A 12696-nucleotide genomic window follows, 5' to 3' on the forward strand; every position below is an offset into this window, starting at 1 on the left:
TGGAAAACACGTGGGCACCGTCACTGCCAGGCAACGTATTTAGCCGCCGTCGGCGGGGTCCTTCCGCCCCGGACCTTCCGGCGACCGGTCGTCCGGAATCATGGACCACATGGTGGCGATCCGCTCGGCCTCGGGCGGTATGTTCCCGGGGTCCTCGAGCTCGTAGTTCCGCAGCAGTCCAAAGACCTTGTCGGTGAGTTCCCGCTGCTGCGCCGGGGTCAGATATAAGAGGTCAGTGGCGAGCACGACCGCTGCCGGCGGCTCGGGAGACTCGCCGCGCTTCCGCTGCTTATCCCTGGTCCTCGCGTAGGCGTTGGCGCGGCGGCGGAAAGCCTGCAGTTCGAGATCGACAACGGCGAAGTCGGGGCCGGCCACCCCGCCGCCGGAATTGATGGTGAAGTCAGTGCCGGCCGCCTTCCAGCGGCGTTCGCGCGCATCTCCGGCAGTCTCCGCGGGCGCCACGATCCCCCATTTCTGCAGCGCCCTCAGGTGGTAGCTCATGGCGCTCGGCGTGAGGCCGGTCTGCTGGGCAAGCTCGGTGGCCGTTCGGCTCGACTGGGTGGAGTACAGCTCGGAAATGACTTCCAGCCGCGCGGCGTGGGCGAGCGCCCGGATTGCCTTGGGGTCGGTGATCTCCACTTTCTTTTCCGGCCGGCGCCTGCGCTTTGCCTGCATGTCCCCCTTGGAGGATGCCGTGCCGGCGGCAGGTTGCGCGCGGGGCGTGTCTGTACTCACCCCTTAAGTTTAGTCAGCCGCCGGCAGTTGTGAAAGAAATGCTTGACATTCACTGTTCCTTGGCCGGCAGCAGGAACCCGTCCCGGACAAGGTTGCCGGCTTCCGCGAGCATGCCGGTGCGGAAGGCTTCGCTGTCGAAACCCTCGTATCCGCCCAGCAGGGCTTCCAGGGCGCCGATGATCTGCCCGGCCGAAAGGTCTCCGTCGCACGCCGAGACGAACCCGGCAAGCTCCGTGCTCAGCAGGTTCGTGCGCCGCAGCCCGGCACCCTGGCGCAGCAGGATTACCCCGGGGTGTTCGGCGCCCGGGCGTTGGTGGCGTTCTTCGGTGACGTCGTCAGCAACAAGCAGGTGCGCGGCGGACAGGTCGTTCGCGGCCAGCCAGTCGATGCGGTCAACTGCGGCGCCGAGATGGGGACCGACAGGCTGCTCGATCGGGTACGTGATTTCCTCGAACCGGTGGATCCTGCGGGCTCCTGCCGCGGGCCGCCGCAGCCAAATCATGCCGAAGCCGATTCCACCCACGTTCCGTGAGGCGAAGTCATCCAGATAGGCGGCGTATGCGTCCTGGTAGTGGGCCCGGTCCCTGGTTTCCGAGGCATCCTGCAGCCAGGTCTCGGCGTACTGCTCCGGCCCGACCTGCTCCCGCTGAATAAACCACGCATCGATGTCCGGACTGGCCCAGCTTTGCGGCCGCTCCTCCCACGACTCCCCCGCGGTGATCTCCCAGTTGCCCAAAAGCTGGGCTGTGCCGCCAGGCGCCAGTACCTCCGGCAGTGATTTGACCAGCGAAGCCACGATCTCATCCCCGGGCAGGCCGCCGTCGCGGTAGGTGAACTGGTCTTTGGCCGCCTGCCCGGCGCTGCGGGGTGTGATGACGAAGGGCGGGTTGGAGACCACGAGGTCGAATTCCTGTCCGGCCACGGGTTCCAGCAGCGAGCCGAGCAGGAGGGTCACCCGCTCCTCGGGCCTCGACGGGTCCACATGGAGCGCCTCAGCATTGAGCAGGATGTTGAAGCGCGTGAAGGCCAAGGCCCGCTCCGAGATGTCCGTGGCGGTGACGTGCTCGCTGTGGTGCAGCAGGTGGAAGGTCTGGATGCCGCAGCCTGTGCCCAGGTCCAGGGCGCGGCGGGCGTGCCGCCGGATGGCGGTCTGCACCAGAGTTGTAGAGGCCTGCCCGATGCCGAGGACGTGGTCGTGCCGGAGCACACCGGGGCGCTGATGGGCGGCGAGGTCACTGGCCACCCAGAGTTCCGCGCCGCCGTTGCCGGACGCACCCTCCCCTGCGGCGGCGTCCCAGCCGTAGGGCCTGAGGTCCGCGATTGCCGTCACCCCGGCCGCCCCGACCTCCGCAAGCCGGAGTGAGACCAGGCCCTCTGTCCGGGTCCGCGGCAGGGCGGCATCGAGGGCTGCGGCCTCCTGCGGGACGGCCAGTAGCCAGAAACGCACGACGGCGGCCAGGGCCGCGGTGGTCGCCCCGCCATGGGAGGCCTCCTCGGTAACGATCAGCGCGGGGATGATCTGGTCACGGTCCAGCGCCGAGTATGCCGGGGGTCCCAACAGTCCGGCGACGCCGTCCACGGTGTAGTCCAGCTCCCGCAGGTCAGTGGCCAATGCCTGCAGGAGGTCCGGAAGGTCGCTGCGGGGTGCGTCGGGGGTATTGCCGGCAGTGAAGAGCATCGATTGGGTCACCGGGCCAGTCTATTTGTCGGAAGGGAAGACTACAGTGGGGCCATGCTCGGCACCCAAGCAGCTGTGATTGCTCCGGAAGCCACAGGCCCGGAGTGGCTGGCCTATGTCGTGGCATTCGCTCCCCTCAGCACGCTGGCGGCGGCTGTGATCGCCGGCTGGATCGCCTGGCGCACGCTCGCCCAACGGCGCGAAGCGGACCGCCGGGACCAGTGGTGGCAGCGCACCCAGTGGGCCATCGATCTGGCGATGGACCCCGATTTCAGCCGGGCAGTGGTGGGCCTCATTACGCTCAGGCATCTGGCCGGGAGCGACCTTTGCACCGCCGAGGACTACGAGATGCTGGACAAGATCGGCGGCGCCAAGATCGATGCCCTCACGCTGTCCGAAGAGAGCGCAGAACGCGAAATGCAGCAGTCGCCGGCACCGCAGAAGCAGCCGTCCTCGGCCCGGGCCGACCTTATCCCTGTGGATCTCGGCTCCCGCGGTGAGCAGGTCTTTGCTGCCTCGCCCGGCATGGCGCAGGCGCTCGTGGAGGCAGACAGGCTTGTCGTTTTCGCGGCGGCCCGGCACCGCGGCACCTGACGGCTCCGCGCCGCCGGCCCCTTCCGCCGACGGTCCGCACCCCTTGCAACGGGTAAGTTGTAGGTATGGCTGAACGTTTCCCGGCGGTGCTCCGCGCCCTCTCAGGGGCAGCGGCCGTTGCCTGCATCCTGCTCGTCCTTCCGGCCTGTTCTCCTGTGGTGTCCATCGAAAATGCCGACGTTCCCGCGTGGAAAGCCACGGCATTCCCCTCGGCCAGGGGATCGGTCCTGGAGGATGCGGGGAAGATCCTCAACCGCGACAGGATCATCCGGGAAGCAGCCAGCGTGCCGGCCGGCCGCTACACCTTGACCGCAACGTGCGAAGGCGGCGGCAAGGCCTTCTTTGAAGTGTCACTCGACGGGCGGCAGCTTGCCGATGCCGGGGCCGCCTGCAACGGTAGCCGGGAGACAACGAAGATCACCGTCGCCACACCCGGGGCCCTGGAAATCAGCACCTCCAGCGTCGATGCACCGCTCATTTATGCCTACCAGCTGGTTCCGGCCAGGTAGCCCGTCCACGAGGAACAGAGGTCCCTCGAAAGGCGCTCAACGGGACTAATGCCGGAACCGGCCGGGGTGTTTTAGAGCGCTTGCGCGGCGCGCCCCGGTTACCTTGCACTGGCTCTGGCCCCCTGCGTCCGCCGGGCTTAAAGTCGGTGTATGCCCACAGTGCGGATGACCTCCGTGCGCCATCTCTCCAGGCGGGCACCGCGGGTTCCGCCGCTGCGGACCCCGGCAGCCGGCGTCGTGCTTTTCCTTGCGCTCACTGCCGGCGCCGTCCTGACCGGCTGCGAGTACGACTATGACGACGGCCGCGGCGCACTTCCCGCCGACACCTCACCTCCCGTGACCGATGCGGCGCTGCCCCGGGACCCACTGCAGGACCTCCCCGTATCGGGCCCAGAGCTCGACGAATGGGCGCGCGAGGTACTGCCCGACTCCGCCGGTGAGGTCGTTTACACCGACTACGGCACGGTCGAAGGGGACGAAGAAGAGAAAACGTCCACGGGGAAGCTGGGCAGCGGCACCTACGCCCTGACCCTTGCCTGCCGCAGTGAACGGCGGGTCTCGTTCACGGTCCGCGATTCCGAGTTCGCCCTGGTGGATCTGAGCCTGCGCTGCGGCACCTCCAGGGTGAATGTCGTGCACCTCTCAAAGGCCTCGGCACTGCGGATAACCGTGGAGGCGAGAAGGGATGCCAACTTCGCCCTCAAGATAAGCCGGCTCTGAACGGCCCGCTTACACGGCGGACAGGCCTGCCCACTTGACCCGTGCCGTCAGGCGGCACAGCCCTGCGGGCAGCGCAGGGTTTCGGGGCTGGCGGCACACCCGGCGCAGTACAGCGTCAGGGTGCGACAGCTTAGGTTTGAGCAGTTCTCGAATTTGCTTGTCGGCGACGCGCAGCGGACGCATTCGCCGATGGTTTTAGCGTCTTCGCTGAACTCAAGATGCATGCGCTTGTCGAAGACGTACAGCGAACCTTCCCAGAGTCCCTGGTCCTTGAAGGTTTCGCCGTAGCGCACGATCCCGCCGTCGAGCTGGTACACCTCTTTAAAGCCCCGGTTCACCATGAGGCTGGAGAGCACCTCACAGCGGATGCCGCCCGTGCAGTACGTGACCACCGGCTTGTCCTTCAGTTCATCGTATTTGCCGGACTCGAGTTCCTTGATGAAGTCGTGGGTGGTGGCAACATCCGGAACAACCGCGTCCTTGAACTTGCCGATCTGCGCCTCGAAGGCGTTGCGCCCGTCAAAGAACACGACTTCCTCGCCGCTCTCCTTCTTGGCGTCCACCAGCTGGTGGAGTTCCTCAGGCCTCAGGTGTTTGCCGCCGCCAACGACGCCGTTCTCGTCCACCTTCAGCTCGCCCGGGGCGCCGAAGGAGACGATCTCGTCCCGGACCTTGACGCTGAGACGGGGGAAGTCCTCGGCGCCGCCCTCCGACCACTTCACGTCAATGCCGTGAAAGCCCCTGTATTCGCGGGTGGTCTTGACGTACTGCTTGACGGCATTGAGCTCACCGCCGACCGTGGCGTTGATGCCGTCCTTGGAGATCAGGATGCGCCCGGTCAGGCCCAGCTTCTCGCACAGGGCGCGCTGCCAGAGCCTGACGGCGTCAGGGTCTGCGATGGGGGTAAAGCCATAAAAAAGGACGATTCGGTTCAAAGCCACGTATTTAAGGGTACTGGCTGTAGGGAAGGCACCGGATCCCGCAGACGCGGGCGCGAAGCCTTCGGAGGCGCTCAAAGGGGCGCGTGGAGGTGTGGCTGAACCCCATCACAATTGAATAAGCAAGTGCCAAAGCTCTGTTGCTTGTGACAGTGCTGGAATAGTCTCATCACATGACGCCAGAAGCCATGGTTGGAGACATCACGCATCTGCTGGAAGTCTGGGTAGCCGGCTGGGCCGGCTGCCGGGGCTATGAGACGCGCACTGAGGGACGGTTCCCTGCCGCCCTCCGCGCCGACACAACCGGGGAATGGGAGTATTTTGCTTCCGATCCTTCCGACGCTGAGTTTGCCGACCTTGCAGAGAAGACGGCCGAGGCGCCGTCGCGCGTGCTGACCATCCTGACCAACGATGTTGACCGGTACAAGGTCCTCGCGCAGCAGCACGGGCTCAATGTCACATCAGCGTCCCAAACCATGATGGTCGTGGACATGGAGACACAGGACGCCGAGGACCCGTGGCTTTCCGACGACGAACTGACGCTCGAACTGTCCGAATCCAACGGCGTGCACCATGCTGTCGTGCGGTCCGGAGACGCCCTGGCTGCCAGCGGACAGGTGCTCGTGATCAACGGGACGGCCGTGTTCGACAAGATCGTGACCGAACCTGATTTCCAGCGCCGCGGGCTGGGCAGCTTCATCATGAAGGCCCTGGCCGCCCAGGCGTTTGAACACGACGTGGAGGACGGCCTGCTGCTTGCCTCGCTCGACGGACAAAAACTCTATTCGCATCTGGGCTGGACCTCGGTGTGCCATGTCCTGATGCTCTCCGCGTCGAACGAAGGCTCGGACCTCTCTGTCGCCTGACGCGCCTTCCTCAGGCTGAGTGCTTCGACCGCCGCAGTGTCCCCCGGCGCCTGGGCAGGTGAAAGAATGTTGGGGTGAACCCCCATGACTCGCTGATTTCCTTGTTGGGCCGCGGCCCGAACCCGGAGCAGCTGCGCCATGTGCGGACCATCCCGGCGCGCGAGGCGGTGCACGACCCGTGGCCTGCATGGGCCCATCCCGACCTCGTGGCCGCGTACGGCAAGCTGGGCATTCAGCAGCCATACCGGCACCAGGTTCAGGCGGCCAACATCGCCCACTCCGGCGGGCACGTTGTGGTCGCTACCGGCACGGCGTCCGGAAAGTCGCTGGCCTACCAGCTTCCTGCCTTAGACGCGATCCACCGCTCAGAGCTGCGGATACTCTCCGAGCCGGGCAAGATACACGAAGACGGTGCAGTGGCGCTGTATCTGTCTCCGACCAAGGCGCTCGCAGCGGACCAGCTCGCCGCGATCCGCTCGCTGAGGCTGCCCACGGTCCGGGCAGAAACGTACGACGGCGACACCGACCAAGCGTCCCGGCGCTGGATCAGAGACCACGCCAACGTCATCTTGGCCAACCCCGACATGTTGCACTTCGGGATCCTGCCCAACCATGCCTGGTGGGCTGGATTCTTCCGGCGCCTGCGGTACGTGGTTGTGGACGAGGCACACAGCTACCGCGGCGTCTTCGGCTCCCACGTGGCCAACCTGATGCGCAGGCTCCGTCGGATCTGCGCCTACTATGCGGGTCCCTCCTCCCCCGGCCCGGTCTTTGTTGCAGCCTCCGCCACCGCCTCGGACCCGGAAAAGTCCTTCGGGCGGCTCATCGGGGCCCCCGTCCAGTCCGTCGCAGAAGATTCCTCGCCGCACGGCTCCACCACGGTGGCTTTCTGGGAACCTGCGCTGACCGAGGTGCGCGGCGAGAACGGCGCCAAGGAGCGCCGGACGGCGGTGGCCGAAACAGCCGACCTGCTGGCCAACCTCGTCTCGTCACGGACCCGGACGATCGCTTTCATTAAGTCCCGGCGGGGTGCGGAAACCATTTCGTCCATCACGAAGCGCCTGCTCGATGAGGTTGACCCCAGCCTGCCCCAGCGGGTTGCCGCCTACCGCTCCGGATACCTCCCCGAAGAGCGGCGCGCCTTGGAAAAAGCTCTGCGGACAGGCCAGCTGCTGGGTATTTCGAGCACCTCGGCCCTGGAACTGGGCATCGACATCTCCGGCCTCGATGCGGTGCTGGTTGCCGGCTGGCCCGGCACGAGGGCTTCCCTCTTCCAGCAAATAGGCAGGGCCGGGCGTGCCGGGCAGGATGCCATTGCGGCCTTCGTAGCCAGCGATGACCCTTTGGATACGTATCTGGTGAACCACCCTGAGGCCATCTTCGATGTATCGGTGGAGGCAACTGTCTTCGATCCCTCGAATCCCTACGTTCTCGGCCCGCACCTGTGCGCCGCAGCCGCCGAACTTCCCCTGGGTCCTGCCGAGCTTCCACTGTTTGGCGGCACGGCGGAGAAACTGCTCGGCCAGCTTGTAAAGCGGGGGTATTTGCGGCGGCGCCCCGCCGGCTGGTTCTGGACCCATCCCCAGAGCGCGGCAGCCATGGTGAACCTCCGAGCCGATGGGGGCGGTCCGGTGAGCATCGTGGATGCAGACACCGGGTCCCTCCTGGGAACCATGGGCTCCCCGCAAACCCACTACCAGGCGCACACCGGCGCGGTCTACGTCCACCAAGGTGACAGCTACGTGGTTGAGGACCTGAACGAAGACGAGCACTGCGTGGTGGTTCGCCGCGCTAATCCGGACTACTACACCACCGCCCGGGACATAACGCAGATCGATGTACTGGAGACCGACCGCACGGCGCAGTGGGGTGACGTTGCCGTCCATTTCGGTGATGTGAAGGTGACGACTCAAGTGGTTTCCTTTCAGCGCAAGGCCCTCATTTCAAACGAGGTCCTGGGCGAAGAGCCCCTGGACCTGGGGGCGCGGGACCTGTTCACGAAGGCTGTCTGGTTCGTCATGGATAACCGGTCCCTTACGGGTGCCGGCCTGGTCGAAGCCCAGTTCCCCGGTGCCCTTCACGCAGCCGAGCACGCGGCCATCGGGCTGCTGCCGCTCGTGGCGTCCAGTGACCGCTGGGACATCGGCGGCGTCTCGACGGCGATCCACGCCGACACGGGAGTGCCCACCATATTCGTCTACGATGGGCACCCCGGCGGTGCGGGCTTTGCCGAACGCGGCTTCGAAAAGGCCAAGGTATGGCTGACGGCCACACGTGATGCCATCCGGGCCTGTGAGTGCGACTCCGGGTGCCCGTCCTGCGTCCAGTCGCCCAAGTGCGGCAACAAGAACAACCCATTGGACAAGGACGCAGCCGTGACGTTGATCGACGTGCTGTTGAAGGATGCCACCGACACCGCCCGACCGTCCGCGGAGCTTGCGGCGAGCGCCGTTGTCCCCGATGCTGGCTAGGTCCGGCACCGGCTAGCTCTGGCACTGGCTAGGTCCGACACTGGCTAGGAACGACACCGGCTCGGCCCGCAGACTAGGGAGGAGGTCCCGCCCGCGCGCGGCCGACGGCGGCCCCCAAGAGCGTACGGGGCACCAGTTGAGTGCGCACTTCCACGGACTGATCACCTCCCTCCGTGCAGGTAAGGAGCCGCGCGTCGTGCCGCGCGGCGACCGCGGCGGCAACAGCGCACGGTTCACCCACTGAAACGCCGCGCAGCGCGTCCGCTGCGGCGAGGGCAGCAAGGTCAGCTGCCGCTGCGGCCTGGGAAGCCATTACGGCCGACTGCGCAAGCAGGAGGCTCATGGACATCGCCAGAATGACCACCATCCCGAGACCGGCCGCAAGGACTGTGCCAGATCCCCGCTCAGACTGCCGCCTCTGAGACCGCCTCCGCTGAGACTTACGCCGCTGAGACGGATGCCGACCGACCCAGTACCGGTTCCCGTTCACACCGGTGTCCTTGATCGAGGCTTGTTCTGCAGACTGGCGGCGCTGGCGCCGCCGGTGCCGGGAATCCACGACGCCGCCGCTTCCCCTCGGGCTTCGGCCTTCGCGGTCAGTGTCCACGGCACCACGGATCCCAGGGGACCGGCCGCGCGGTCCGTCACGGTGACGCTCAGCCATTCGCCGTCGCTTACCACCACGGATGTGGCCGACGCCCCGGCCAGCTTGCGGACGATGCCGTCAATGGTTGCCGGTTCTTCGCCACGGGCAAGGGCCCTGGCGCCGGCGCGGGCCGCTTCCTCCAGCCGGAGCTGGGTGATCCCTGCTGCAGACCCCGCCAGGAGCATGACCAACAGCATGAGGACTGCAGGCAGTGCGACCGCGAATTCAGCCGTCACGGCGCCGCGGCTGTCAGTTGTGCGGCCCCTTGGGGAGTTCGTCCGTCCGCGGGGCGTCGGGATCTGCAGCACGGGAGTCACGGCAGGGCCAGCGCCGTACGGATCAGGTTCAGCAGGAAACCACGGACTTCGTCGCTGCGCAGAATGAACACGAGAATCCCGGCAAAGCCCACGGCCGCCAGGGTGGCGATGGCATATTCCGCAGTTGCCATCCCTGCCTCGGATCCCGTCAGCCGCCTCCTCTGCCGCACCTTTATACGGGGAGCCGTGCTCGCCCCCGGATAGATTTCCCGCACTGCCGCATCGTCGCTTTCCTGCCGTGCAGGCAGGGCACCGCCGAGGCTGTTTTGATTCAGGGACATGGATTTCCTTTCTGGTTAGCCGGCGGTGTTACCGGCTAGTTCCGACTTTCCTGCCTGGCGCACCGGACGGTAAGTGATGCGTCGGCCTAAGTGGAAAAACCCGCGCCCGCTCCGCGATGTGGAGGAAAGGTGCCTTAGGGATCGTGAGTGCAGCGGCCCTTCGCGCTCACGATCCAGAGGGCACCAGGGCGAGGAGCACCGGGACGACGCCCAGACAGATAAACGCCGGGAGGGAGCAGAGGCCCAAGGGAATCACCAGCTTGACGCTGAGGGATGCGGCGCGCTTTTCGGCGGCACGGAACCGTTCACGACGCATCCTGGCAGCCTGGGCGTAAAGGATGGCGGACGACGGCGCACCGGTCAGGGCGGCGAACCCCAGTGCGTCCCGCAGTGCCAGTACTTCGGCGGAGTGCCCCTCGGAACTCCGCCAGGACGTTTCCCAATCAGCCCCGATGGCCAAGGCGGCCACCACCGGCCTCAACGAATTGCGGTACGAAGGTGAGGCGGCGGCCGCGACAAGCTCCAGGGAGCGGCCGATTCCGCATCCTGCATCCAGCATGGCCGCGACCAGCTCGAGCATCATTGCCGGATCTCGCAGACCGGCTTCCTGCCAGGCTGGACCCGACCTCCCCGCGACGTCAGTCATGGTGTCGTCCAGCAGCACGCCAACCTTGGCCAACAGGCGCCTTCGCATGCGTGAGCGTCCAGACAAAGCTAGTGACGCCGCCAAAGCCAATAACGACGCAATCAGCACAGCGGACAGTATCGGCTCCATCATGTCCGTGCCGCACCCCTGGGCCGGGTCAGGTCATGCCGCCCCGATTCATATCGCAGGCCAGTCACACCATCTCCAAGGACGCTCACGCCACTGCCGCGCCGGCGGCCGCCCGCACGAGCCTGGCGGACCAGATCCGGCCGACGATTGTCAGCAGGACGCCGGCGATCAGGGCCGCGACACCGACCGGCGTTCCGACCAGCATTGCCAATGGGTCCACGCCGAGGCATATTCCCAACCCGAGTCCGAGCAGGGGCAGCCACGTCAGCAGGGTGACCGTCGCCTTGGGGCCGGCGAGGGCGGTTTGTCGTGCTGCTTCGGCATCGTCCTCAACTTCCAGCTGCGTGGCGAATCGGGTCAGGACGTCCGCCAGAGGGCACCCGCTGGCTTCTGCGATATCGAAGCAGGCGGCAAGTTCCGCCCAGATCCGCGGTTCGTGGCCGTTCGTGCTGTGGCTTGAGGACCGCGCGGCCACACGTATCGCTTCAGCCACCGGGGAACCACGCAGGGCTGCCCCCCGTGCGGCCGCCAGAATCGCCGTCGAGGCCGTGCTGAGACGCTGGCCATCGGCCATATCCACGGACTGGCCGGATCCCGCATATACGAGCCACAGTTCGTCCCAGAGCCGGGACGGTGCCCGGCCGCCCTTCAACAGGGCCGCAAGCTGCTGGACCACCACGGTGAGCGGCACCACCCCGTCCTTGCCGCGCCGGGCGGCCCGGCGTCCACCCAGGAAGGGACGGCTCCGATACCGACCCACTCCGCCGTCGCCGGCCCTCTGGCCGCGCGTGCCGGACCCGTGGCCGCGCCCGGTGCGCGTGCCGCGCGTGCTCGCGTGAAAGGCCCTCCGCACCCTGCCGCTCACGCCGCGCGGCGGCCGCAGAATCAACCACAGAGCCAGGCCCAGCGCCACCACGAGAACGGCGGTCATGCCGCGGCCCCGGGGGAATGCTGCGGCAGGGACAGCGCCGGATCCAGGCCGAGCCTCCCGGCAAGCGTCTCCCAGGCCGGGCCGGTGACCAGCTGACCACCTGCGACCTCCAAAGCAGTGGAAACGCCAAGGGTCCCGGCAGTCTGCTGCATCATTCCTATGCAGGCCACATGCCGCCCTTCCCGGTGCCTGGCGACATGGACGACAACGTCCAGGGCACTGGCAACCTGGAGGCGCACCGCATCCGGTCCGAGCCCTGCCAGGGCACCCAAGGCCGTGAGGCGCGCCGGGACGGCACCGGCTGTGTTGGCGTGGATCGTCCCGCCGCCGCCGGTGTGACCGGTGTTCATGGCCGTCAGGAGTTCCCGCACCTCGGCGCCCCGGCATTCCCCCACGACCAGCCGGTCTGGCCTCATCCTCAAGGCCTGACGTACAAGTTCGCCCAGATCCACCGCGCCGCCTCCTTCCAGGTTGCCATGCCGCGATTCAAGGGCGACAACGTGCGGGTGCACCGGGTTCAGCTCCGAGGCATCCTCGATCAGGACGAGCCGCTCGCCGGCATGGCACAGCCCGAGCAGCGTGGACAGCAGGGTGGTCTTGCCCGATCCGGTGGCGCCGCTGATCAGGAAGCTCAGCCGACGGTCCACCATCTGCTCCAGAACGGACTGGATCAGCGGACCGAACATTCCGCCGTCCCTGAGTTCGTCCATGGAGAAGACCTGCTCACGGCGGATCCGGATGCTCAGCAGGGTTCCGGCCGTGGAGATGGGCGGCAGGACCGCGTGAACCCGGTAGCCGCCGTCGAGCCGCACGTCGACGCAGGGTGAACCGTCGTCCAGTCGGCGTCCGCCCGCGGCCACAAGCCGTGATGCCAGGGCACGGAGCTGCGTCTCTCCCGCAAAAGCCACGGGCGCCCGTTCAATTCCCCGTCCCCGGTCGAGCCATACAGCATCCGGCGCATTGACGAAGATGTCGGTGACCGAGGGATCCCTGACAAGTTGCTGCAGCGGCCCCAGACCATTCAGTTCAGCGCTGATGCGTTCAACAGCCGCAAGCGAGCCGGCCGTGCCGAGCAGTTTTCCGGTTGCCTGCACGGCTGCTGCCACGCGTGAGGGCGTCACCGGGCCGGCATCGGCCATGACCGATTCCCGCACAGTTTCGAGGAGCCCGGAATCCAACGCCCGGGGTGCGCGCCGCCGTCCGCTGCCCTCCATCGGAGCCGCCCTGCCAGCTGC

At 66.8% G+C, this 12696-nt stretch carries 14 protein-coding genes; 5 read left to right on the forward strand and 9 right to left on the reverse strand.

What is annotated here, in order from left to right; genetic code table 11:
* Positions 1 to 39: 39 nt before the first annotated feature.
* Both ACIP90_RS10895 and ACIP90_RS10900 read right to left on the reverse strand, forming a co-directional pair.
* Positions 40 to 735 (reverse strand): ArsR/SmtB family transcription factor, encoded by a 696-nt coding sequence (locus ACIP90_RS10895; protein WP_400579323.1) that lies wholly within the window; start codon positions 733 to 735, stop codon positions 40 to 42.
* A gap of 49 nt (positions 736 to 784) precedes the next feature.
* Positions 785 to 2413 (reverse strand): methyltransferase, encoded by a 1629-nt coding sequence (locus ACIP90_RS10900; protein WP_400579382.1) that lies wholly within the window; start codon positions 2411 to 2413, stop codon positions 785 to 787.
* Positions 2414 to 2467: 54 nt separating this feature from the next.
* On the opposite strand from ACIP90_RS10900, the gene ACIP90_RS10905 reads away from it, so the two are divergent.
* From ACIP90_RS10905 to ACIP90_RS10915, 3 genes are all read left to right on the forward strand, one after another.
* Positions 2468 to 3007, forward strand: coding sequence for a hypothetical protein (locus tag ACIP90_RS10905; protein ID WP_400579324.1), 540 nt, complete (start codon positions 2468 to 2470; stop codon positions 3005 to 3007).
* Between the two features lie 65 nt (positions 3008 to 3072).
* Complete coding sequence (locus ACIP90_RS10910) at positions 3073 to 3516, forward strand: hypothetical protein (protein WP_400579325.1); 444 nt, start codon at positions 3073 to 3075, stop codon at positions 3514 to 3516.
* 150 nt (positions 3517 to 3666) lie between these two features.
* On the forward strand, positions 3667 to 4236 hold the full coding sequence (locus tag ACIP90_RS10915; RefSeq protein ID WP_400579326.1) for a hypothetical protein: 570 nt from the start codon (positions 3667 to 3669) through the stop codon (positions 4234 to 4236).
* Between the two features lie 47 nt (positions 4237 to 4283).
* Here the strand turns inward: ACIP90_RS10915 and ACIP90_RS10920 are convergent, their stop codons facing one another.
* On the reverse strand, positions 4284 to 5177 hold the full coding sequence (locus ACIP90_RS10920) for a rhodanese-related sulfurtransferase (protein WP_400579327.1): 894 nt from the start codon (positions 5175 to 5177) through the stop codon (positions 4284 to 4286).
* A gap of 170 nt (positions 5178 to 5347) precedes the next feature.
* Here ACIP90_RS10920 and ACIP90_RS10925 point away from each other — a divergent pair, with 170 nt between their 5' ends.
* Complete coding sequence (locus tag ACIP90_RS10925) at positions 5348 to 6040, forward strand: GNAT family N-acetyltransferase (protein WP_400579328.1); 693 nt, start codon at positions 5348 to 5350, stop codon at positions 6038 to 6040.
* Between the two features lie 74 nt (positions 6041 to 6114).
* Positions 6115 to 8511: a DEAD/DEAH box helicase gene (locus ACIP90_RS10930; protein WP_400579329.1), complete on the forward strand. Its 2397-nt coding sequence runs from the start codon at positions 6115 to 6117 to the stop codon at positions 8509 to 8511.
* 73 nt (positions 8512 to 8584) lie between these two features.
* Here the strand turns inward: ACIP90_RS10930 and ACIP90_RS10935 are convergent, their stop codons facing one another.
* The 6 genes from ACIP90_RS10935 to ACIP90_RS10960 form a co-directional block, all read right to left on the reverse strand.
* Positions 8585 to 9070 carry an Rv3654c family TadE-like protein gene (locus tag ACIP90_RS10935; RefSeq protein WP_400579330.1) on the reverse strand — a complete coding sequence of 162 codons (486 nt, stop codon included), beginning with the start codon at positions 9068 to 9070 and terminating at the stop codon, positions 8585 to 8587.
* A complete protein-coding gene (locus tag ACIP90_RS10940; protein ID WP_400579331.1) occupies positions 8998 to 9474 on the reverse strand; it encodes a TadE family type IV pilus minor pilin in 477 nt (158 codons plus the stop codon). Before ACIP90_RS10940 ends, ACIP90_RS10935 begins: the two co-directional genes overlap by 73 nt.
* Positions 9471 to 9755, reverse strand: coding sequence for a DUF4244 domain-containing protein (locus ACIP90_RS10945; protein WP_400579332.1), 285 nt, complete (start codon positions 9753 to 9755; stop codon positions 9471 to 9473). Before ACIP90_RS10945 ends, ACIP90_RS10940 begins: the two co-directional genes overlap by 4 nt.
* Positions 9756 to 9921: 166 nt before the next feature.
* The gene (locus ACIP90_RS10950) at positions 9922 to 10401 is read right to left on the reverse strand and encodes a type II secretion system F family protein (RefSeq protein ID WP_400579383.1); all 480 of its coding nucleotides are present in this window, start codon (positions 10399 to 10401) and stop codon (positions 9922 to 9924) included.
* 214 nt (positions 10402 to 10615) lie between these two features.
* Complete coding sequence (locus ACIP90_RS10955) at positions 10616 to 11461, reverse strand: hypothetical protein (RefSeq protein ID WP_400579333.1); 846 nt, start codon at positions 11459 to 11461, stop codon at positions 10616 to 10618.
* Entirely contained in the window at positions 11458 to 12675 is a 1218-nt protein-coding gene (locus tag ACIP90_RS10960) for a TadA family conjugal transfer-associated ATPase (RefSeq protein WP_400579334.1), read from the reverse strand. Before ACIP90_RS10960 ends, ACIP90_RS10955 begins: the two co-directional genes overlap by 4 nt.
* Positions 12676 to 12696 lie beyond the last annotated feature (21 nt).

The sequence above is a fragment of the Arthrobacter sp. NPDC093139 genome, from assembly GCF_044754165.1.
Classification (GTDB): domain Bacteria; phylum Actinomycetota; class Actinomycetes; order Actinomycetales; family Micrococcaceae; genus Arthrobacter.

Bases quoted from the DNA above. Each gene is read 5' to 3' on its own strand.
- ACIP90_RS10900 (WP_400579382.1), bottom strand. From the start codon at position 2,413: ATGCTCTTCACTGCCGGCAATACCCCCGACGCACCCCGCAGCGACCTT.
- ACIP90_RS10905 (WP_400579324.1), top strand. From the start codon at position 2,468: ATGCTCGGCACCCAAGCAGCTGTGATTGCTCCGGAAGCCACAGGCCCG.
- ACIP90_RS10910 (WP_400579325.1), top strand. From the start codon at position 3,073: ATGGCTGAACGTTTCCCGGCGGTGCTCCGCGCCCTCTCAGGGGCAGCG.
- ACIP90_RS10915 (WP_400579326.1), top strand. From the start codon at position 3,667: ATGCCCACAGTGCGGATGACCTCCGTGCGCCATCTCTCCAGGCGGGCA.
- ACIP90_RS10925 (WP_400579328.1), top strand. From the start codon at position 5,348: ATGACGCCAGAAGCCATGGTTGGAGACATCACGCATCTGCTGGAAGTC.
- ACIP90_RS10945 (WP_400579332.1), bottom strand. From the start codon at position 9,755: ATGTCCCTGAATCAAAACAGCCTCGGCGGTGCCCTGCCTGCACGGCAG.
- ACIP90_RS10950 (WP_400579383.1), bottom strand. From the start codon at position 10,401: ATGACTGACGTCGCGGGGAGGTCGGGTCCAGCCTGGCAGGAAGCCGGT.
- ACIP90_RS10955 (WP_400579333.1), bottom strand. From the start codon at position 11,461: ATGACCGCCGTTCTCGTGGTGGCGCTGGGCCTGGCTCTGTGGTTGATT.
- ACIP90_RS10960 (WP_400579334.1), bottom strand. From the start codon at position 12,675: ATGGAGGGCAGCGGACGGCGGCGCGCACCCCGGGCGTTGGATTCCGGG.